Source organism: Rhizocola hellebori, from assembly GCF_016862955.1.
GTDB lineage: Bacteria > Actinomycetota > Actinomycetes > Mycobacteriales > Micromonosporaceae > Rhizocola > Rhizocola hellebori.
The window spans coordinates 1-20,036 of sequence record NZ_BONY01000043.1 but is presented as its reverse complement, the minus strand read 5'-3'; the positions used below and the strand labels follow the sequence as shown (position 1 = coordinate 20,036).

Genomic DNA, 20,036 nt, shown 5'->3' with positions numbered 1-20,036 from the left:
TTGGCTAGCCGGATGGAACGTGCCGAGCTTCCGCCCCAAGCGACACATGAAGTCGATGTGCTCAGCGGTGCTGTGCGCGTCGCGCTGGCCGGTGAATTCGACCTGGCGACCGAGGCCGACCTCGCGGGCTGGCTGCGCCAGGCCATCCTCGATCACCCGGGCCTGGACCTGGAGGTCGACCTGCATCAGGTTGGCTTCATTGACTCCAGCGGCATCCGGGGTCTGCTCATCGCGCACCGCTTCGCCGGCGAGCACGGCCGCGCCTTCCGGCTCACCGGCGCCCGCGGCACTGTCCGCGAGGTCCTGGAGATCGTCGATGTCTACGACATGCTGACCGGGCAACAGCCGACATCGAGCTAGCGATCTTTGCAAATCTAGGCAACGGTAGGCAAGCCGTTTCAGCTCCTCAACCCCAATAAGGCCAATCACCTGCAGAAATTCTTTGCAAGAAGATTGACATCGATGGCGGTGGACGCGCAATCTTTCGGCCATGAGCGCGTCACCCGTGCGTAACATGGCGACGGCCGTCCACAACGGACAGACCCGCCCCCTGCGTGCCCTGTTGTCCGCGATGCTGTGCCTCGCCCTGGCCGGCGTGATCGCGATAATGCCGGGCCCGGCCGCGGCGGCCAGCACCGTCACCGTCTTCTACCGCCCGTCGTCAGCGTGGACGACGGTCAACATTCACTACGCCCCGGCCGGGGGCGCGTGGACCGCCGTACCGGGGGTGGCGATGGCTGCCGCCTCCTGCGCGGGCTGGGTAACCAGGACTCTCGACCTGGGCACGGCCACCACCGCCCAGGTCGTGTTCAACAACGGCAGCGGCACCTGGGACAACAACAGTGGCCGCAACTACAGCATCGGCACCGGAATCGTCACCGTGTCGGGCGGGGTGATCGGCAGCGGCGACCCGTGTTCGGCCACACCGCCGCCGGGCAACAGCGCCACCGTCTTCTACAACACGGTCAGCCGCAACTGGACCACGGTCAACCTTCACTACGCGCCGGACGGCCAGCCCTGGACCGCCGTACCGGGTGTCAGGATGGACGCCCCCGCCTGCGCGGGATGGGTGCGCAAGACCGTCAGCCTCGGCGCCGCGACCTCGATGCAGGCCGTGTTCAACAACAACGCCGGGACGTGGGACAACAACAACGGCAACAACTATCGCCTCCAAGCCGGGGTCAGCACCGTGCGCGACGGCGTCGTCACCACCAACGCCGCCGACCCCTGCGCGGCCGTGCCGCCCGACACCATCCCGCCCACGGTGCCCGGCAACGTGACCGCCACCGCCGACCACGTGACCATAACGGTGTCGTGGACGGCGTCGACCGACAACCGCGGCGTCACCGGCTATCAGCTCACCCGGACCGGAGGCAGCCCCTCCCCGGTCGTGCTGACCACCGGTGCCACCACCTACGCCGACGGCGGCCTGGCCCCGCAAACCACCTACAGCTACACCGTCAAGGCGCTCGACGCGGCCGCAAACCTCTCCGCCGCAAGCACTTCAGCCACCGCCACCACCAGCACGGCGCCGCCTGTGCCGCCCGCGGGCAGGATGCTCGGCGGCGACCCGCGCAAGGAGTCCATCTACTTCGTGCTGACCGCGCGTTTCAACGACGGCGACAGCTCCAACAACCGGGGCGGCAGCCAGCACGTGCGCTCGGGCAACGCCGCGCTCAACGATCCGATGTTCCGCGGCGACTTCAAGGGACTGGTCGAAAAGCTCGACTACATCAAAGCGCTCGGGTTCTCCGCGATCTGGATCACGCCGGTGGTGCTCAACCGGTCCGACTACGACTATCACGGCTACCACGGCTGGGACTTCTACCGCGTGGACACCCGGCTGGAGTCGCCCGGCGCGAGCTACCAGGACCTGATCAATACCGCCCACGCCAAGGGGCTGAAGATCTATCAGGACATCGTGCTCAACCACAGCTCCCGTTGGGGCGCAAAGGGTCTCTACGTGCCACCGGTCTGGGGCGCCAAGGACGGCCAGTGGGACTGGCTCTACAGCACCAAGGAAACCGGCCGCCAATACGATCCGATGGCCGAACACCAGGGCAACGACCCGGCGCTGACCCCGGCCCAGAACGAGCTCGCCAAGGGCCGCCCCTACAACGGGGACCTGTGGTCGACCGCCGAACCGGCCGGCAACACCTGCCGCAACTGGGGCACCCCCACCGGTTTTGTCAGCCCGGAGGGGTTCACCATCCGCAACTGCCAGTGGCCCAGCCCGACCTCGGGCATGTTCCCGGCCAACCTGTACCACCAGTGCTGGATCGGCAACTGGGAGGGCGAAGACGCCCGATCCTGTTGGCTGCACGACGATCTGGCCGACTTCAACACCGAGGACCCGGCCGTGCAGAGCTATCTGATCGGCGCGTACAACAAATACATCGACATGGGCGTGGACGGGTTCCGCATCGACACCGCCGTACACGTCCCGCGGGTCACCTGGAACAGGCGTTTCCTGCCCGCGCTGCAGCAGCACCTGACCGCCAAGTACGGCGCGGCCGAGGCGAAGAACTTCTACATCTTCGGCGAGGTCGCCGCGTTCGTGAACGACAAGTGGAACCGGGGCTCGGTCAACCACTCCGCCCAGTTCTTCACCTGGAAGGAGCGCCGCGACTACAGCGCCAACGACGTGACCGCCGCGCTGGAACAGTACAACTACGAGAACGGTCTCGGCCCGGCCGGGCAGCCCACCTCGGCCAACGCCTTCCTGGCCGGAAACAGTTACCACAGCCCGGATTACAGCCAGTTCTCCGGCATGAACATCATCGACATGCGCATGCACATGAACTTCGGCGACGCGGGCAACGCCTTCCGCAACGGCAAGGACAGCGACGATTCCACCAACGACGCCACCTTCAACGCCGTCTATGTGGACTCGCACGACTTCGGGCCCAACAAGTCCGGCATGCGCTACACCGGCGGCACCGACGCCTGGGCGGAGAACATGAGTCTCATGTGGACATTCCGCGGCATCCCCACCCTGTACTACGGCTCGGAAATCGAATTCCAGAAGGGCAAGCAGATCGACTGCGGCCCGACCTGCCCGCTGGCCAACACCGGCCGCGCCTACTACGGCGACCGGATCGCAGGCACCGTCACCGCCGCCGACTACGGTGTCGTCGGCACCGCCAGCGGCGCCGTCGCGAGCACCCTGCAGCAGCCACTGGTCAAACATCTGCAGCGGCTCAACCAGATCCGCCGAGCTGTCCCGGCGTTGCAGATGGGCCAGTACTCCACCGAGGGGGTCAGCGGTCCCATCGCCTACAAACGCCGCTACACCGACGCCGGCCGCGGGATCGACAGTTTCGCCCTGGTCACCGTTTCCGCCTCCTCGACGTTCACCGGCATCCCCAACGGCACCTATGTCGATGCGGTGACCGGGGACGTGCAAACCGTCACCGCGGGCACCCTCACGGTGAGCCTGTCCGGTCAGGGCAACGCCCGCGTCTACGTGCTTTCCCTGCCCGGCAACCCGGCGCCCGGAAAGATCGGCACGGGCGGACCCTACCTGCAGTAACCGCTACCATGGGCGGGATGGAAGCTAGGTCCAGGCAAACCGAGCGCGTCGTCATCGCCTCCAACCGCCGGGCGCGACACGATTACGCCATCCTGAAGACCTACGAAGCGGGAATCGCCCTCCTGGGCGACGAAGTGAAGGCGGCCCGGGCCCGGCAGGTGTCCATCGTGGAGGCGTTCGGCCAGGAACGAGACGGCGAGATCATGCTGCACGGCCTGCACATCGCCGCTTACGGGCACGCCAACCGGGCCACCATTCACACCCGCCGGGTCCGCAAACTACTGCTGCACCGCACCGAGATCAAGAAGATCCTCGACAAGACCAAGGAGAGCGGGCTGACCCTGATCCCGTTGTCGATGTACTTCGAGAACGGCTGGGCGAAGATCGAGCTGGCCATCGCCCGGGGCAAGCGGGAGTACGACAAACGCCAGGCCATCGCCGAGCGGGACGCCAACCGGGAGATCGCTCGGGCGATGGGCCGCCGACTGAAGGGCCGGAAAGGGTAGCTCGCCTCGCCGGTGCAAAAGTGGATACCCCGGGGGTAGATTTCGCGGCGATGCCACTTCAGAATCGGGTGACACCCACCTCAGAGATCGTTGCCGTGTCGGCGCGGGGGCTGCTGATGGGCAACCGGGGCTGTCTTCACGGACCCGACCGCAAGCTCGGGGTCCCGCGCTGGCGGTCGAAGGCATGGCTGTGCTGTGTGCTGGCCTACAAGGACGTGCAGCGCGATCCGATGCCACCGGGCCGGTGGACGGCGCTGTTCTTCCTCGATGAGGCGACCGCGCTGGCGGCCGGGCACCGGCCGTGCGGGTTCTGCCGCCGCGCCAGCCTCGCCGCCTTCGCCGACGCCTGGCGGCGGGCCCGCGCTCTGCAGGAGCGGCCGCGTGCTCCCGAGCTGGACAACCAGCTGCACTCCGAGCGGGTCCATTCTCGTACCCGCCGTCAGCTCACCCGCCAGGCGATGCTCTACACGCTTCCCGACGGGGCCATGGTCCGCCTCGACGACGCGACCTACCTGGTCGTGCGGGGAAGGCTGTTGCGCTGGTCATTCCTGGGCTACTCGGAGCCGCAGGTCTTCGCGCCGACGACGACCGTCGAGGTGCTCACGCCCGCGTCCACCGTCGCCACCCTGGCCGCCGGATATCAGCCGATGATCCATCCCAGCGCGCGGGCGATGCAGCTGCGGGTGGCGGTCGCGATCGAGAAGCTGCAGCTCAGCATCGCCCCGACCCAGCGCAGCGCGATCGGGCGCAACCTTTCGATCAGCAACGGGTTCAGCCCTGGCGGCTAGGATCGGTTCCTATGCGGGTTGCCGTTTTCATCGAGCCTCAGCAAGGTGCCTCCTATGCCGATCAGCTCCGGCTGGCTCTGCACGCCGAGCAGCTCGGCTTCGAGGCGTTCTTCCGCTCCGACCACTTTCTGCGGATGGGTAAGCGTTCCGGGATGCCCGGCCCCACCGACTCGTGGGCCACGCTGGCGGCGCTGGCCGTGCAGACCTCACGCATCCGCCTGGGCACCCTGCTCACCTCGGCGACGTTCCGGATGCCGGGCCTGCTCGCGATCACCGTCGCTCAGGTCGACCAGATGAGCGGTGGCCGCGTCGAGCTGGGCCTGGGCGCCGGCTGGTACGACGCCGAGCACACCGCCTACGGGGTGCCGTTTCCCCCGGTCCGGGAGCGCTTCGACCGGCTCGAAGAGCAGCTGGCCATCATCACCGGCCTGTGGACCACCCCACCCGGCGAGCTGTTCAGCTTCCACGGCAAGCATTACCAGCTGGCCGACTCCCCCGCGCTGCCCAAGCCGGCGCAGTCGCCCCGGCCGCCGATCATCGTCGGCGGGGCCGGCCCCAAGCGCACACCCGAGCTGGCCGCCCGTTTCGCCGACGAGTTCAATGTGCCGTTCCGTTCGGTGGCCGACACCCGCGAGGTCTATCAACGCGTAACGCAGGCGTGCCAGGAGCTTTCGCGGCCGCAGCCGGTCTACTCGGTCGCGCAGACCGTCGCATGTGGACGGACAGACGGCGACGCCAAGCGCCGCGCGGAAGCCATCGGCGGCCCGCCGCCGCTGTACGGCACACCCGATCAGGTGGCCGAGCAGATCGCCCAGTTCGCCCAGGCCGGTGCGAGCCGGGTGTTCCTGCAGATCCTGGACCTGTCCGACCTGGACCATCTCGACGTCCTCATGGGCGAGGTGCTACCTCAGCTTGCCTGAAAGACCAGCTTCGCGCGCCAAGGAACAGCTTGCGACCTACCAACGCAAGCGGGACTTCGCGTGCACCCCGGAGCCCTCGGGCGAGCGGTCGATGCCCGAAGCCGGCGCGGCACCGCGTTTCGTGGTGCAGCGCCACCGAGCAAGGCGGCTGCACTACGACTTCCGCCTGGAGATCGACGGCGTGCTGGTCAGCTGGGCGGTGCCCAAGGGGCCCACGCTCGACCCGGCCGTGCGGCGGGCCGCCTTCCACGTCGAGGACCATCCGCTGGACTACTTCGATTTCGAAGGGGTGATCCCAGCCGGCCAGTACGGCGGCGGCGACGTCATCGTCTGGGACGTGGGCACCTTCGAGGTCCACCGGCACCGCGCCAGCAAGAGCGCCGACGCCGGGCAGGCTGTGGCCGACGGGGAAATCCACGTCGACCTGCAGGGGCAGAAACTACGCGGCCGGTTTGTGTTGGTGCGCAGCAACTCCAGCCGGTCCGGCAAGAACGAGTGGCTGCTGCTGCACAAGCGCGACGAGTTCGCCGTGGCGGGCTGGGATCCCGAAGACCATCCGCGCTCGGTGCTTTCCGGGCGCACCAACGACGAGGTCAAGGCCGACCCCGACCGGGCCTGGCATTCCGAGCTGCCGGCCGAGCAGGCCTCGGTGGCGCTCAAACCGGCCACCGCGCCCCCGGTTTCGCCCGACGAGCTGGCCGCCCTGGACGACCTGCCCGCCGCCGGCGGCCGCTGGCAGGTGTTCGGCCGCGAGCTCAAAGTCACCAACCTCGACAAGGTGCTCTTCCCGGCGCTGCCCGCGCAGGAGCCGGTCACCAAGCGGGAGCTGTTGGCCTACAGCGCTCAGGTGGCCCCGATCCTGCTGCCCTACGTGGCCGGGCGGGCGATGAACCTCAACCGCTTCCCCAACGGCGCTCAGACCAAAGGCTTCTGGCACAAGCAGCTGCCCGACCATGCCCCGCAATGGGTGCCGCGCTGGGAGAATCCGGGCGCCGACCGTGGCGAGACGCACACCTACCTGGTGGTCGATGAGCCGGCCGCGCTGGTCTGGGCCGCCAACTTCGGCGCTTTGGAGTGGCACGCCTGGACTTCGCTGGCGCAGGAGCCGGCCAAGCCGACCTATGCGCTCATCGACCTCGACCCGGGCACCCAGACCAGCTGGGACGATCTGCTGGCGCTGGCACGGTTGCACCGCACCGCCTTCGAGCATCTCGGGGTGTCCGCCCGTGCCAAGGTGACCGGCAGACGGGGTATCCAGATATGGGTACCGATCGCGCCCGGCCCCAGCTTCGAGCAAACCCGGGTCTGGGTCCAGCAACTGTCCAAAATGGTGGGAGCGGTGGTGCCCGATCTGGTCAGCTGGAAATGGCAGAAGAGCGACCGCTCCGGGCTGGCCCGCCTCGACTACACGCAGAACGCGGTGAACAAAACCCTTGTCGCGCCCTACAGTCCGCGCCCGGCGGCGGGGGCGCCGGTCTCGGCCCCCATCACCTGGGACGAGCTCGACGACCCCACCCTCACCCCGGACGGCTTCACCATCCGCACCCTTCCCCAGCGGCTGGCCGAAAAGGGTGACCTGTTTCGCGACGTGCTGCTGCACACCCAGCACCTGCCGGCGCTGAGCTGACGGTCACGTATACAGGCAGAACGGGTGGCCCGCAGGGTCGAGCATCACCCGGACATTGGACTGCGGCTGAAACTCGGCCTGGACCGCGCCAAGCTCGATGGCGTGGCCCACCGCGGTCTCCAGGTCGCTGACCTCGAAGTCCAGATGCATCATCATCTGCTGGGCCTGGGCCGCGTTGGGCCACACCGGCCGCTGGTAGCCCTCGGCGGTCTGGCACGCCAGGTAGGCCACGCCGTCGGGTGGGGCCACCGTAACGAACGCGGGCTCGGCCTTGTAGATCTCCCACTCCAGCAGGCTCGCGTAGAAGCCCGCCAGCTCGCCCGCGTCTGGCGCGTCGAGCACCACTCCCCAAAAATCGTTTCTGGACATGCGCGGCGCGGCCGCGTCACCTTTGATTCGTCCTCGCATCACCCGATGATCGCCCATGGGTAGGACAAGCCTCTTGACAGTGCGGCGGGCATCGACAACGCTGACCGAATGGGAGAGCGCTCTCCCAGATAGATGATCGTCCGTCGTGCACCAGCGGCAACCCTTTTCAGGGGTCGGCGGCGCCTCTGGCAACGACTCTGACTGTATGCCCGTCCCCAGGTCAGGAGCTTTGTCATGCTCTCCATTCGCTCTGCCCCCCATCCCGCGCGGCGCCGCGCGCTGCTGGCCGCACTGGCCGCGCTGCTCGGCCTGCTGACCACCTACGCCGTGGTGGCCGTCACCGGCGCCAGCGCCGCCGGTCCCCTTATCTCGCAAGGAAAACCGGCCACCGCCTCGTCGGCGGAGAACGCCGCCACCCCGGCTTCGGCCGCCGTGGACGGCAACACCGGCACCCGCTGGTCGAGCGCGTTCAGCGATCCCCAATGGATTCAGGTCGACCTGGGCGCCAGCGCCGCGATCGACCAGGTGGTCCTCAACTGGGAGGCCGCCTATGCCCGCGCCTTCCAGATCCAGGTCTCCGCCAACGGGACCACCTGGACCACGATCTACAGCACCACCACCGCGACCGGCGGCATCCAGACCTTGGCCATCACCGGAACCGGCCGCTACGTGCGGATGAACGGCACCGCGCGGGCCACCGCCTACGGCTACTCGCTGTGGGAGTTCCAGATCTTCGGCACCATCAGCGGCACCAACCCGGGCTGCGGCACCGCCAACGTGGCACAGGGCCGGCCCGCCACCGCTTCCTCGGTGGAGAACGCCACCTTCCCCGCCTCCGCTGCCTTCGACGGCAACACCGCCACCCGCTGGGCCAGCGCCTTCAGCGACCCGCAGTGGATCCAGGTCGACCTGGGCAGCTCCCTGAGCATCTGCCAGGTGGTGCTGACCTGGGAGGCCGCCTTCGCCCGCTCGTTCCAGATCCAGGTGTCGGCCAACGCTTCCACCTGGAGCACCATTTTCAGCACCACCACCGGCACGGGCGGCACCCAGACCCTCGCCGTCTCCGGCAGCGGACGCTACGTGCGGATGAACGGCACCGTCCGGGCCACCGCCTACGGCTACTCGCTGTTCGAGTTCGCGGTGCGGTCGGGCACGTCGCCGACCACCAGCCCCACCGCAAGCCCCACCACGAGCCCGAGCCCCAACCCGGGCGGATTCTGGGGCGACACCTCCACCATCCCGCCCGCGCAAAACGTGGTGATGGTGAAGATTCTCAACCGCACCAACGGCCGTTACCCGGACAGCCAGGTCTTCTGGAGCTTCAACGGGCAGACCCGCTCGATCGCCGAACAGCCCTACATCGACATGCCCGCCAACTCGGCCGGCCGGATGTACTTCTACCTCGGCTCACCGACCGGCCAGTACTGGGACTTCATCGAGTTCACGGTCGGGCCCGCGGTCTTCAACGGCAACACCACCCGGGTGGACGCCTTCGGCCTCAAGCTGGCCATGCGCCTGCGCGCCCAGGACGGCTACGACGTCCAGGTGGGCGAGGATCAGGCGACCTTCGCCGAGGATCGCGCGGTCACCTTCCAAAGGTTCATTGACGAGGTACCGGCCCAATTCCGTGTGCTGGCACAGAACTACACCCCATTCCGGATCGTGGCCCCCGGCAGCGACCCGAGTTTCCGGGCCGGCGGCGTCAACGCCGGCTACTTCACCGCCTACGCGCAGTCGGTCGGGGTCACCGCGGCCACCTCGGACATCTTCGGATGCGCCGGGAGCCTGGCCAACAACCCCAGCATGTGCGCCGCCCTCAACCGGCATGTCGCCACGCTAACGCCTGCGCAGCAACAGATTCCGGCCAACTTCTATCTCACCGGTCCGGCCAACTACTACTCCAAGTTCTGGCACGACCACGCCATCAGCAAGCTGTCCTACGGATTCCCGTATGACGACTTCGCCAACCAGTCGTCGTTCGTCTCCCACGGCAACCCGCAGTGGCTGCTGGTGGCGGTCGGCTGGTAGCAACCCGATATCGCCCGGGGTGGGCACGCCAGGCGTGCCCACCCCGACCCCGTCGAATGCCGCATGGCGGTCAGGGACATCGCGTAGCGTGGATCGGGGGGAGGCGGTTGACATGACTTTTCTGACATCGATCGCCGTTTTCGGCGCCGGCTCGTTGCTCATGGCCGGTGCCGCAGTATCTGTGGAGCCCACGCCCACACCGACTCCAAGCTCACCGCCGGGCACGGCACGGGTGCTGACCATGCAAGAGGTGAAGGACATCCTTTTGGAGCCGGCCGATTTCGAAGGCCCCTTCATCGTCGAGGACAGCGCCGGCACCGACATCGCCCCGATGACCTGCCTGGAACGGCTGGATTACCTTCCGCAGGGCGCGACTTCGGGCAGCCGCACCATGACCGACGACATGTACACCGTCGTGCTCAGCGGAATCTCCTCGCATTCCAGCGCCGAGGAGGCCAGCGGCGTGCTGGCGGCGGCCGAGTTCGTGGCGCGCGGGTGCCCCGAGATTGACATCGACGGCATGAAGCTCAAGGTCACTGTCAGCGACGGCCCCGACGTCGGCAGCGACGACCAGTTCCTCATCACCCTCGACCCGGGCGTCAACAAGGCCGAGCTGTTCAAGGCGGAGCTGCTCTATGAGCGGGTGGGCAACAACATCGGCTACGTCGGGGTGCTCTCCGCCGACGAGCCGCCGCCGGTCGACACCTCCGCCACCGCCCAGCGCTTCCACGACAAGCTCAACGCCGCGAGCCTCGGCGAGCCGATTCCGCTCACCGACGAGCAGGCCGCGCGGCGGCTGGCGCTTGGCGCGACCTACCAGGGCACCCGCTCCACGGTCACCGTGTCGACGCCGAAGCCTTACCCGACAAGCGGTTCCGCCCCCGCGCCGCAGGGCAGGGCGATCGCCGTGACGGTCACGGTGGCCAATCAGGGCACCGAGGTCATGCCCAAGGACCAGATCACCTCGACGGCCAGCTGCGACGGGATAGAGGCCGCACCCATCGACAACGCCGCCGGCGGGCTGGGCACCTCCCCGCCCACCGATATCGCCGCGGGCCAGACCGTGTCGTGGGACATCGGATACATCATCGACCGCGACGCCTGCGAGCTGACCGTCGTCATGACCTACGCCATGAACGACCACATCTACTTCACCGGCCCAGCCTGAGCCGGCCCGGCCTGAGCCGAGTCCGCCTGAGCCGAGTCCGCCTGAGCCCTGCCAACCCGGCCTGGTGCCTGCGCCGGCCGCGGTCAGGAGGCCAGCAGCTCGCCCAGGGGCACTTGCGCATCGGCCAGCTTGCCGGGGTCGACGCTGCGGCCGGAGTGCCCGGCGGTGGCCAGCGCACGGATGTCGTCGTGCACGTCCCAGACGTTGACGTTCATACCGGCCAGCACCCGGTTTTCCTTGAGCCAGAAGGCGATGAACTCACGCGCGGCGGCGTCGCCGCGGAAGACCACCCGGTCGGCCTCACCGGGGCCGGCGTAGCCCGAATATTCCATGCCCAGGTCGTACTGGTCGGAGAAGAAATAGGGCAGCCAGTCGTAAACGCCCGCCTCACCGAGCATGGCCCGCGCCGCGAACTGGCCGCTCTGCCGCGCGTTTTCCCAATGCTCGACCCGGATGCGTTGCCCGATAAGGGGATGCTCCCAGCTGGCGATGTCGCCGCAGGCGTAGATGTCGGGGTCGGAGGTGCGCAGCGACGAGGAGACCAGCACCCCGTTGTCGACGGCCAGCCCCGCGGCCGAGGCCAGGGCGGTGCGCGGCGCCACGCCGATGCCCACCACGACAACGTCTGCGGGCACCGAGGTGCCGTCGTCGAGGATGACCGCGTCGGCGCCGATCGACTGCACCGACCGTCCAAAATGGAAGGTCACGTCGTGGGCCTGGTGCAGGTCGCGGAAGACGCCGGCCACCTCGTCGCCCAGCACCCGGCGCAGGGGCAGCGCATCGGTCTCGACGATGCTCACGTTCGCGCCGTGATGGCGGGCGGCGGCGGCCACCTCAAGGCCGATCCAGCCCGCCCCGATCACCGCCACGTGAGCACCCATGCGCAACTGCTCGCGCAGCGCTTCGCTGTCGGCCAGCGAGCGCAGATAGCGCACGTGCGGCTGGTCGGCGCCGGGCACGGGCAGCCGTCGCGGCTCGGATCCGGTGGCCAGCAACAGCTTGGCGTAGCCGATCTGCTCGCCCGAGGCGAGCGTCACCGTGTGCGCGGCGGCGTCGACAGCCACGGCCTCCTGACCCAGCCGCAGATCGACCGCATTTTCCTGGTACCAAGATGAAGTCTGGACAAAAACCGAAGAGCGCTCGGCATCGCCGAGGAGGTATCCCTTGGACAGCGGCGGCCGCTCATATGGCGGCTCCTGCTCCTGCCCGATCACGATGAGCTCGCCCGGGTAGCCCTGCTCGCGCAGCGCGATGGCGGCGTTTACCCCCGCCAGGGAGCCGCCGACGACGACGAATGCCATACCGTCGATTCAACCAGAGCCAGCTGGATCACGCGACGGCTCCACGGTCTGACCGCAATCCGCACCCGCATTCCGGGCTCGGGGAACTTGCCCTTGGGCAGCGCCCAGGCGGTGAGCCGGTCGGATTCGCCGTCGTCGACCACGAGGTAGGCCACGTGCGGCACCCGCCAGACGTAGAGGTCCTGGCGCACCGAGAACCGGCCGGGCCGCCACGCGTCGATGCGCAGCACCTCGCCGGCGATGGTGCGCGGCGGCGTCAGATCGATCAGGGTACGGATGACCAGGTACAGGCCGCGCAGCACGAGGTAGGCGCCGGCCACCAGCCCGAGGTTGGTCGCCACGGTGGACTCGAAGCGCCAGAACAGCAGCAGCGCTCCCCCCGCCGCCAGCCTGGTCCCCGCCTGGCGCAGCAGGTCGGGCACTGAGCGGCCGTATCGGTCCCATCCGCGCGGGTACTCCACACGCACCCGCCGCCAGCGCCCGTCGTGGTGGGCCCAGATCAGGTGGCGATCGCCGGCCAGCAGGCTCGCCCCATGGGTGACCCCCATGGCCGCCCCATAGCCCAGATAGCGCTCCCAGCGCTTGGCTGCCGTGGGCGGGTCCTCGACGAAGGAGGAATGCCCGCGCATGAACTGCCTTACGCCCAGCCAGTGCTGGGCGGCCGTGATCCCGGCCGGGGTGTGCTGCACCCGCTGCCCCGCCGCGATCAGGCCCAGCAGGGCCAGCAGCACCAGCACTCCGGCGGTCAGGTGCAGCACGAGCCCGGAGGCCCAGAACAGGCTGCCGCCGACGGTGGCCGCGGCGGCGACCGCGCCCACGATGAGCCAGCTCTGGGTGCGCCAGTCGAAACGCAGCTGGCTCAGGCCGGCCTCACGTGCCTCGCGCTGCGCGGTGCGGTACAGGTCGTCGAAGACGGTCCGCTCGAGCTGGGCCACCCCGCCGATGGCCGAGCCGCTGACCCGGTCGAAGACCTGCTGGTCGAAGGCGCTGAGCCCGGACGGAAACTCTTTTCCAATGTGGACGGTGTGCCGCCCGGACTCGCTCGGGCGGAACTCCAGGAACCCCCGCGCCCCAAGATCGAGCAGCGTCGCCTCGACGAGGTCGAGCCCGGGCTCGAAGTTGTTGACCAAAAGGCTGACCACGGCCGGGGACTCCTCACGCAGATCCTCGGTCGCAGGGTCGGGCTTGAGCGTGCGCTGGCGGAAATACGCCAGCACCATCGCGTAGGACAGCAGCCAGATCGCTACGGCGATGACACTGAGGTTGATGCTGGTCTCCCGGCTCACCGGATGATTAAACGGCATGCGCCAAGGCGACGCCAGTGCGGCCAAAACCCTGCGACGGAGCAACCTGCCGCCGGATGATGATCCAGGACCCAACCGTTGAGGGAGAGTGTGATGACCACGGCAAAGCAGATGATGCACCTGGGCGTGGAGTGCGTCCCGGCCACCGAGACGCTGGACCGCGCGGCGCAGATGATGCGCGAGATGCAGGTCGGCTCATTACCCATCTGCGGAACGGACAACAAGCTCAAAGGCATCCTGACCGACCGCGACATCGTCATCAAGTGCGTCGCCGCGGGCAAGGACCCGTCCAAGCTGACGGCGGGCGAGCTGGCGCAGGGCGAGCCGATCTGGGTGGACTCCAAGGCCGACGAGGACGAGGTGCTGCGCCTGATGGAGCAGCACCTCATCCGGCGCGTGCCGGTGATGGAGGACCACAAGCTGGTCGGCATGATCAGCGAGGCGGACCTGGCTCAGCACCTGTCCGACGAGAAGCTGCACCACTTCGTCAGCACGATCACGCAGGCCCCGCCGACTCCGGCGATGGCGAAGGCCGGCGGGCGCAAGTCCAAGACCAAGTGAGCTATGGATCCGCTGAAGATCGTCACGTGTGACTGCGGCTTCGAGGCCATAGGCACCGACGAGGACCTCGTCGAGATCATGCAGGCTCACGAGCTGGACACCCACGGCAGAGAGGTGTCACGCGACGAGGTGCTAGCCCTGGCCAACCCGATCGATCCGATCGGCGGCCAGGGCTAGGCCGCTGTGGGCATTACCGGGGCCGGGCCACGGCCCCGGTAGTGCCCGTGGGTCCGCGCCTTCCCATGAACCTGGCCACCAGCCAGACGAAGAAGATGGCCAGCGCCAGCTGGATGGCGTGACGCCACCAGTCGATGCCCTTGGTGTCGCCCACGCCGAGCCAATCAGCGATGATCCCGCCCAGCGTGGCCGCGAGGATTCCGGCCACTACCGTCATGAGCATCGAGATGTTCTGCTTCCCGGGCAGCAGAAGCCGCCCCAGGATGCCGATTATCGCGCCCCCGACGATTCCCCAGATGATTGTTCCGAGCATAAGGTCATTTTTCTCTGGGGTACCGGATCAGCGTGCATAAATAGATAAAGCGCTACGACCTGGCCACCGCGTTGGCAAGGATCGCGTCGTGCAGAAAAACGGTCAGACCGGGCTTGATGGCCTCATAGGTGGCCATGAACCGCTCATCGGCCAGGTACATCTCGGCGAGGCCGGTCTGGATCTCGTAGCTGCACTCGTAGTACCACTGGCTGATGTGCTGGCGGTGCTCCTCGGCAAGCTCCATCGCCTCCGGCGACTGCGCCGAAGCGCCCGCGTCCATGACCGCCACGATGCGCCGGCCCCAGTCCTCGCTCTGTTCCTTGATGCGCAGCCAGTCCTGCTTGGTGTACCGGCTGGTTTTGCGCATCGACTCCCGATAGGCGTCGGTGTCGCCCCAGCGCTGTTCGGCCTCCTGCGCGTGCTCGTCGGGGTCAAAGCCGCCCCACACTTCGAAGCGCTCCTCAGGCGTCAGGTTGATGCCCACTTTGCTTGCCTCCATTGCGAACTCGATCGCGTTGACCATCTTCGCCAGCCGGGCGATCCGCTCCGAGAGCAGCTTGTGCTGCCGCCGCAGGTGCGCGGTAGCGTCGGCTTGCGGATCGTCGATGATCGCGGCAATCTCCTCGAGCGAGAACTCCAGCTCCCGGTAGTAAAGGATCTGCTGCAGCCGTTCCAGGTCGGCGTCGTCATAGCGGCGGTAGCCGGTAGCCGAACGCTGACTTGGCGACAACAACCCGATCTCGTCGTAGTGGTGCAACGTGCGCACCGTAACTCCGGCAAGTTCGGCCACCTTCCCGATCGGGTAAGCCATGCTTCTCACTCCCTTCCGCCCTCCAGGCTGCATCCTCCCGCTACGTAAGAGTCAACCCACAAACTCCAGCACGCAGCCTCCATTCGCCGCAGCAGCCCTCGGCCCACCCCCACCCGCCCACAAGGTCCGCCGAAAGCGTCCACGTCACCCACACCTCAGCCCCACCGCCCTAGCGCAGCCATGCAGCCGCCCTGGCAACATCAGGCAAAGACCGCCACAAGCAGCGCACGCAGGCAGGGACGGCCGAAGGCCGAAGGACCCACCGCACCTACATCTCTGCCCCACCGCCCTAACGCAGACATGCAGGTGCCACGGCAGCCGTAGGCAAAGACCGGCGCAAACACAAGGTGCGCGGGTCGAAGGCGGAGGGGTCCGTGGCACCTACATCTCTGCCTCAGCGCCCTAACGCAGACATGCAGGTGCCACGGCAGCAGTAGGCAAAGACCGGCACAAGCAGCGCGGCGGGCAGAGGCGGCCGAAGGACCCACCGCACCTACACGTCTGCCTCAGCGCCCTAACCCAGACATGCAGGCGCCACGGCAGCAGTAGGCGGAGACCGGCGCAAACACACGCAACGCGGCAGGCAGCCAGGGCCGAAGGCCGAAGGGTCGACGACACCTACACCTCTGCCTCACCGCCCTAACCAGACATGCAGGCGCCACGGCAGCCGTAGGCAAAGACGGGGCACAAGCAGCGCGGCGGGCAGCGAGGGTCAAAGGGGGGAAGGCGCCAGGGCACCTACATCTCTGCCTCAGCGCCCTAACGCAGAGATGTAGGTGCCACGGCAGCAGTAGGCGGAGACCGGCGCAAACACACGCAACGCGGCAGGCAGCCAGGGCCGAAGGCCGAAGGGGCCACGGCACCTACATCTCTGCCTCACCGCCCTAACGCAGAGATGTAGGTGGCACGGGAGCAGGGGCAGAAGGAACAGCGCGGCGGGTGGTGGGGTCGAAACACGGCACAGTGGCGAAGGCTGGGTGGTGCGGTGGGGCGTGAGGCGAGGCAACATTGGCGCGGGCGGAAGCAAGGCGTGGCGGTGCCGCTTTAAGCCACTGCTTTGTTTTTCATCACCCAGATCGGCACCGGGCCGGAGTCGATGGCTCGGGCCACCTCCCAGCCCGAGCGGCGGTAAAGCTCCACGTTGCCGGGGTTGGTGGTTTCCAGGTAGGCGGGCAGGGCGTCGGCGGCCGCCCGGTCCAGACCGGCGCGCATGACCGCCCGGCCCAGGCGCTTCCCGGCGTGGCCGGGATGGGTGGCCAGCACGCCCAGGTACCAGTGCGGCGTCTGCGGAATCACGCCGTGCACCGCATCTCGGTAGGCGTCCAGGCGGGCCAGCACCGCGGCGGGCAGATCCAGGCTGGGCAGTGGGCCGTCACTGGCCGGACCGTCCCATAAGGACACTGCTTGCGCCTGCCCCACCATCCACACTGTGCCCCGGGAAACCCGTTTGTCGAACAGGTATCCGGCGAAGGTGGCCGCCTGTGCGGTGAAGTCGTCACTGTCGAAGAAATAGCGGAAGGCCGGGTCGCGGTCGAAGGCGGCCACCACAGTGGCCACCACGCTTTCCCGGTCTTGGGCAGTGGCGGGCAGCACTTCGGGTTCACTCATGCCGATGATCATAGGCATCCGTCGGAAAACCGTCAGCGCACCTGGCAGATCAACGTCGATACATCTACGTATTGCGATTTGAGTCGGTAGTTTGGCGCCACCTGTCCCCTATCTGGAGGTGGAAATGTTCCGCCGAATCCTGGTGGTTCTCGCCGCAGCGACGCTGACCGCGGGAGCGCTCGTCACCCCGGCGCAGGCCGCCGTACCGGACAAATGGGCCTTCGCCTTTATGCACAACCCGACGCCCCCACCCGGGCTGTTGATGGACCCGACCCGCCAGTTCAAGAGCGACGGCCTGATCAACAGCACGGTGAGCGCCGGACCCGTCGGCCGGTACCGGGTGGTCTTCCCCAGCATCGCCTCCGCCAACGGCGTTGCCCATGTCACGGCGGTGGGCCCCGACGCGCGCTGGTGCCAGGTGTTCAACATCTTCACCTCCGGCGCGGACCAGGTCGTGGAAGTCCAGTGCTACAAGTACTCCGGCGCCCTTGTCACCCTCGACTGGTCCCAGTTCAGCGTCATGTACTCGACCAGCTCAGGAATCCCGGTCGGCGCGGGTGCCTACGCCTACGTCCACGGAAAGATCACTGGCGGGACAGGGCCGTCCTACAACCCGTTCGGGGTCAACACGGTCTCGCACGGGGGCATCGGCACCGGGGTCTACAAGGTGTTCCTGCCCGGGGTGAGCACCGGCCTGTTCGACGGGGACATCCAGGTGACCGCTCAGCATCCCAACAGCCCGCGGCGCTGCAAGGTCGACGCGTGGAACCCGATCGCCGCCGGGCAAGACATCCTGGTGCGCTGCTACGACCACACCGGCGCTCCGGCTGACAGCTACTTCAATCTGACCTATCAGCGCGAGCGCTCGATCTACGGCGCGCTCAACCCGCCCAAGCACTTCGCCTACCTGTGGACCCCGGGCTTTCCGGGCGGGCCGTCCAACTACAACTCGGTCGGCTCCGTCAACACGATGATCCCCTCCGGCCCGGGGCTGAAGTACATCGAGTTCCACAAGGTCGGGTACCGCGAAACCCACGTGCAGGTAACGGCTTTCAAGAACGGCGCCTTCTGGTGCAACCTGCAGAACGTGTGGAACATCGGCGGCGCCGTCGTCACGGTGCGAAACGTCATCTGTTTCAACCCGGCCGGGGTTCAGACCGACACCGACTTCTTCATCTCCTACACCTCCCGCGTCTAGCGGGGCAAGCTCGGGCGGCGGGGCAGCAGGCCGCGCTGCCCGAGCGCATACTGTCCAGGTAGGACAACAGCTCAGCACGGGGAGAACGGCGATGAGGTTTAGGGCTGGCGCGGCGGGGTTCATTTTGCTGCTGTTGCCGATCATCGCCGGTTGTCAGGCCCGAGAGCAGACCGAGCAGGCGGTGTGCCCGCCGACCTCCACGCCGGGCGGGTCCAGCCCGCAGCCGCTACGCCCCTCCGCACCCGACTACGACCAGCTCAAGGCGATCGACGACAATCTGCGCTGGATGGCCACCCCGTGGGGCGAGTCCTATGCGGGCCATCAGGTCGATTCCGACAGCGGGCGGGTGACACTGTGGCGCAAGCCTTCCCACGAGTTCGACGCGGCGGTCGACGCCGTCCCGCACGCCGAGCGGATCACCGTGATCTGCGCCCCGCACAGCTTCCTCGAGCTGTGGTGGGTCGTGCACGACCTGCCGAGCGAGGCGGCCGGGCACCGGTTGTCCGCCTGGGCACGCTACGACGGCACCTGCGCACAGGTGGAGACCGATGCCGTCGAGGAGGTCCGGCGTGAGCTGACCCTGCGTTTCCCGGCCGCTCCGCTGTGCTTCGCCGAGCCCGCCTGAGCCGGCCACCTATGCTGGGCGGCGTGCGCTATGACGATCTGCCCCGAAGTGAGTTCGCCTTTCCCGGCCCGCTGCGCGATCAGCTGGTGGCCGCGATCCTGAGCGGCGCCAAAACGTCCACCACCGGTTTGTGGCTCGACTATCAGCTCTGCGGCGACGAGCTTCCGGTGCCCGGTGAGCTGAGCGTCGTGATCGACTCGCAGCTGCAGCCGGTGGCGGTCATCGAGACCACCGCGGCCGGCACCTGCCGGGTCGGCGACATCGACCTGCAACATGCCATCGACGAGGGCGAGGGCTATCAATCGGTGGCGCAGTGGCGCGCCGGGCATGAGCGCTTCTGGCACTCCGATCAGGTACGCGAGGCGCTGGGCGATCCCGGGTTCACCGTCGACGACGACACCATCGCGGTGACTGAACGGTTTCGGGTCGTCGAGCGGATCTGGTCGCGCGCCGAGGCCGTCGCCGCGTTCACCGCGGAGGTCACCGCGCTGGTGGAGGCGCTGCGCGGCACACCCGAGACGGCCTTGGCCAATCCGACCCGCTGTCCACCTTGGACGGTCGCCGATGAGCTGGCCCACACGGTGATCGCCTGCTCCCGGCTAGAGTCGATGCTCGACGAGCCCGAGCCGCAGGGCTCCGCAATGCCGGCCGCGCACTATTTCCGGCCCGACGAGCGCTTCGCCTCGGCGGCCACGGCAAGCAGGATCGCCCAGGCGCAGGAGAGCGCGGCTCAAACCCCGGTGCCGCAACAGCTCTCCCTGCTGCAAAGCCAACTCGACCTGTTGCCGCGGCTGGCCCAGGAGCCGCCTGAGCGGCTGGTGCGCACCCGCTGGGGTGACGTGCTGACCTTGACCGATTTTCTGGTCACCCGGGTCTTCGAGCTGGCCGTGCACGGCATCGACCTGGCCGACGGCCTCGGCGTGGCGCCGTGGCTGACCGAGCAGGCCTGCCACATGGTGGAGGGCCTGGTGCTCCCCTCCGGCGCGGCCGTAGTGCGCAACGCGACCGGCTGGAGCGGGGCCACCCTGTTGCGCAAAACCACCGGCCGCGAGCCCCTAACCCCCACCGACCAAACCCTCCTCCACCAAGCCGGCCTCACCCACCTAACCCTCGCCTAGCCCAAACCCCAACGCCGCGCCCAAATTGCAGCGCCACGCCGCTGCCTGGAGGAAAGACACGGCTCTCGAGCGGCGCTGCCGC

General features: G+C 67.9%; 19 protein-coding genes and 1 pseudogene. 14 read left to right on the top strand and 6 right to left on the bottom strand.

Features of this window, described 5'->3' with window-relative positions; genetic code table 11:
• The first annotated feature begins 12 nt into the window (after nucleotides 1-12).
• The 6 genes from Rhe02_RS29915 to Rhe02_RS29890 all read left to right on the top strand — a co-directional run bounded on the left by Rhe02_RS29915 (nucleotide 13) and on the right by Rhe02_RS29890 (nucleotide 7,373).
• On the top strand, nucleotides 13-360 hold the full coding sequence (locus Rhe02_RS29915; RefSeq protein WP_203911748.1) for an STAS domain-containing protein: 348 nt from the start codon (nucleotides 13-15) through the stop codon (nucleotides 358-360).
• A gap of 130 nt (nucleotides 361-490) precedes the next feature.
• Nucleotides 491-3,532 (top strand): carbohydrate binding domain-containing protein, encoded by a 3,042-nt coding sequence (locus tag Rhe02_RS29910; protein ID WP_239124132.1) that lies wholly within the window; start codon nucleotides 491-493, stop codon nucleotides 3,530-3,532.
• Nucleotides 3,533-3,549: 17 nt separating this feature from the next.
• The gene (gene smpB / locus Rhe02_RS29905) at nucleotides 3,550-4,038 is read left to right on the top strand and encodes an SsrA-binding protein SmpB (RefSeq protein WP_203911747.1); all 489 of its coding nucleotides are present in this window, start codon (nucleotides 3,550-3,552) and stop codon (nucleotides 4,036-4,038) included.
• A gap of 50 nt (nucleotides 4,039-4,088) precedes the next feature.
• Complete coding sequence (locus Rhe02_RS29900) at nucleotides 4,089-4,826, top strand: hypothetical protein (protein WP_203911746.1); 738 nt, start codon at nucleotides 4,089-4,091, stop codon at nucleotides 4,824-4,826.
• Nucleotides 4,827-4,837: 11 nt separating this feature from the next.
• Nucleotides 4,838-5,746 carry an LLM class F420-dependent oxidoreductase gene (locus tag Rhe02_RS29895; RefSeq protein ID WP_203911745.1) on the top strand — a complete coding sequence of 303 codons (909 nt, stop codon included), beginning with the start codon at nucleotides 4,838-4,840 and terminating at the stop codon, nucleotides 5,744-5,746.
• Nucleotides 5,739-7,373, top strand: coding sequence for a non-homologous end-joining DNA ligase LigD (locus Rhe02_RS29890; RefSeq protein WP_203911744.1), 1,635 nt, complete (start codon nucleotides 5,739-5,741; stop codon nucleotides 7,371-7,373). The genes Rhe02_RS29895 and Rhe02_RS29890 overlap by 8 nt, the downstream gene beginning before the upstream one ends.
• A gap of 3 nt (nucleotides 7,374-7,376) precedes the next feature.
• Here the strand turns inward: Rhe02_RS29890 and Rhe02_RS29885 are convergent, their stop codons facing one another.
• On the bottom strand, nucleotides 7,377-7,781 hold the full coding sequence (locus Rhe02_RS29885; RefSeq protein ID WP_203911743.1) for a VOC family protein: 405 nt from the start codon (nucleotides 7,779-7,781) through the stop codon (nucleotides 7,377-7,379).
• A 195-nt stretch (nucleotides 7,782-7,976) separates the two neighbouring features.
• On the opposite strand from Rhe02_RS29885, the gene Rhe02_RS29880 reads away from it, so the two are divergent.
• Together Rhe02_RS29880 and Rhe02_RS29875 are read left to right on the top strand one after the other, a co-directional pair.
• Entirely contained in the window at nucleotides 7,977-9,770 is a 1,794-nt protein-coding gene (locus Rhe02_RS29880; protein ID WP_203911742.1) for a galactose-binding domain-containing protein, read from the top strand.
• Nucleotides 9,771-9,882: 112 nt separating this feature from the next.
• The gene (locus Rhe02_RS29875; protein ID WP_203911741.1) at nucleotides 9,883-10,938 is read left to right on the top strand and encodes a hypothetical protein; all 1,056 of its coding nucleotides are present in this window, start codon (nucleotides 9,883-9,885) and stop codon (nucleotides 10,936-10,938) included.
• A gap of 83 nt (nucleotides 10,939-11,021) precedes the next feature.
• On the opposite strand, the gene Rhe02_RS29870 is transcribed toward Rhe02_RS29875, so the two are convergent.
• Together Rhe02_RS29870 and Rhe02_RS29865 are read right to left on the bottom strand one after the other, a co-directional pair.
• Nucleotides 11,022-12,239: an NAD(P)/FAD-dependent oxidoreductase gene (locus Rhe02_RS29870; protein ID WP_203911740.1), complete on the bottom strand. Its 1,218-nt coding sequence runs from the start codon at nucleotides 12,237-12,239 to the stop codon at nucleotides 11,022-11,024.
• Complete coding sequence (locus tag Rhe02_RS29865) at nucleotides 12,200-13,543, bottom strand: DUF2207 family protein (RefSeq protein ID WP_203911739.1); 1,344 nt, start codon at nucleotides 13,541-13,543, stop codon at nucleotides 12,200-12,202. Before Rhe02_RS29865 ends, Rhe02_RS29870 begins: the two co-directional genes overlap by 40 nt.
• A 93-nt stretch (nucleotides 13,544-13,636) precedes the next feature.
• Between Rhe02_RS29865 and Rhe02_RS29860 the strand changes: the two genes are divergently transcribed.
• Nucleotides 13,637-14,104, top strand: coding sequence for a CBS domain-containing protein (locus Rhe02_RS29860; protein ID WP_203911738.1), 468 nt, complete (start codon nucleotides 13,637-13,639; stop codon nucleotides 14,102-14,104).
• A gap of 3 nt (nucleotides 14,105-14,107) precedes the next feature.
• Nucleotides 14,108-14,281, top strand: coding sequence for a DUF1059 domain-containing protein (locus Rhe02_RS29855; protein WP_203911737.1), 174 nt, complete (start codon nucleotides 14,108-14,110; stop codon nucleotides 14,279-14,281).
• A 13-nt stretch (nucleotides 14,282-14,294) separates the two neighbouring features.
• Here Rhe02_RS29855 and Rhe02_RS29850 read toward each other — a convergent pair whose 3' ends face one another.
• The 3 genes from Rhe02_RS29850 to Rhe02_RS29840 form a co-directional block, all read right to left on the bottom strand.
• Nucleotides 14,295-14,594, bottom strand: coding sequence for a GlsB/YeaQ/YmgE family stress response membrane protein (locus tag Rhe02_RS29850; RefSeq protein ID WP_203911736.1), 300 nt, complete (start codon nucleotides 14,592-14,594; stop codon nucleotides 14,295-14,297).
• A gap of 52 nt (nucleotides 14,595-14,646) precedes the next feature.
• Nucleotides 14,647-15,405, bottom strand: a complete 759-nt coding sequence (locus tag Rhe02_RS29845) for a MerR family transcriptional regulator (protein ID WP_203911735.1) — start codon at nucleotides 15,403-15,405, stop codon at nucleotides 14,647-14,649.
• A gap of 1,044 nt (nucleotides 15,406-16,449) precedes the next feature.
• The gene (locus Rhe02_RS29840) at nucleotides 16,450-17,013 is read right to left on the bottom strand and encodes a GNAT family N-acetyltransferase (RefSeq protein WP_239124131.1); all 564 of its coding nucleotides are present in this window, start codon (nucleotides 17,011-17,013) and stop codon (nucleotides 16,450-16,452) included.
• A gap of 124 nt (nucleotides 17,014-17,137) precedes the next feature.
• Between Rhe02_RS29840 and Rhe02_RS29835 the strand changes: the two genes are divergently transcribed.
• The 4 genes and pseudogenes from Rhe02_RS29835 (at nucleotide 17,138) to Rhe02_RS50085 (ending at nucleotide 19,954) form a co-directional block, all read left to right on the top strand.
• Complete coding sequence (locus tag Rhe02_RS29835; protein WP_203911734.1) at nucleotides 17,138-18,211, top strand: hypothetical protein; 1,074 nt, start codon at nucleotides 17,138-17,140, stop codon at nucleotides 18,209-18,211.
• A 91-nt stretch (nucleotides 18,212-18,302) separates the two neighbouring features.
• Complete coding sequence (locus Rhe02_RS29830; protein WP_203911733.1) at nucleotides 18,303-18,836, top strand: hypothetical protein; 534 nt, start codon at nucleotides 18,303-18,305, stop codon at nucleotides 18,834-18,836.
• An 11-nt stretch (nucleotides 18,837-18,847) separates the two neighbouring features.
• Nucleotides 18,848-19,270: pseudogene (locus Rhe02_RS50090) on the top strand (ASCH domain-containing protein); the annotation flags it as partial.
• Nucleotides 19,244-19,954, top strand: a complete 711-nt coding sequence (locus Rhe02_RS50085) for a maleylpyruvate isomerase family mycothiol-dependent enzyme (protein ID WP_373320727.1) — start codon at nucleotides 19,244-19,246, stop codon at nucleotides 19,952-19,954. The pseudogene Rhe02_RS50090 and the gene Rhe02_RS50085, both read left to right, overlap by 27 nt.
• Nucleotides 19,955-20,036: the final 82 nt, after the last annotated feature.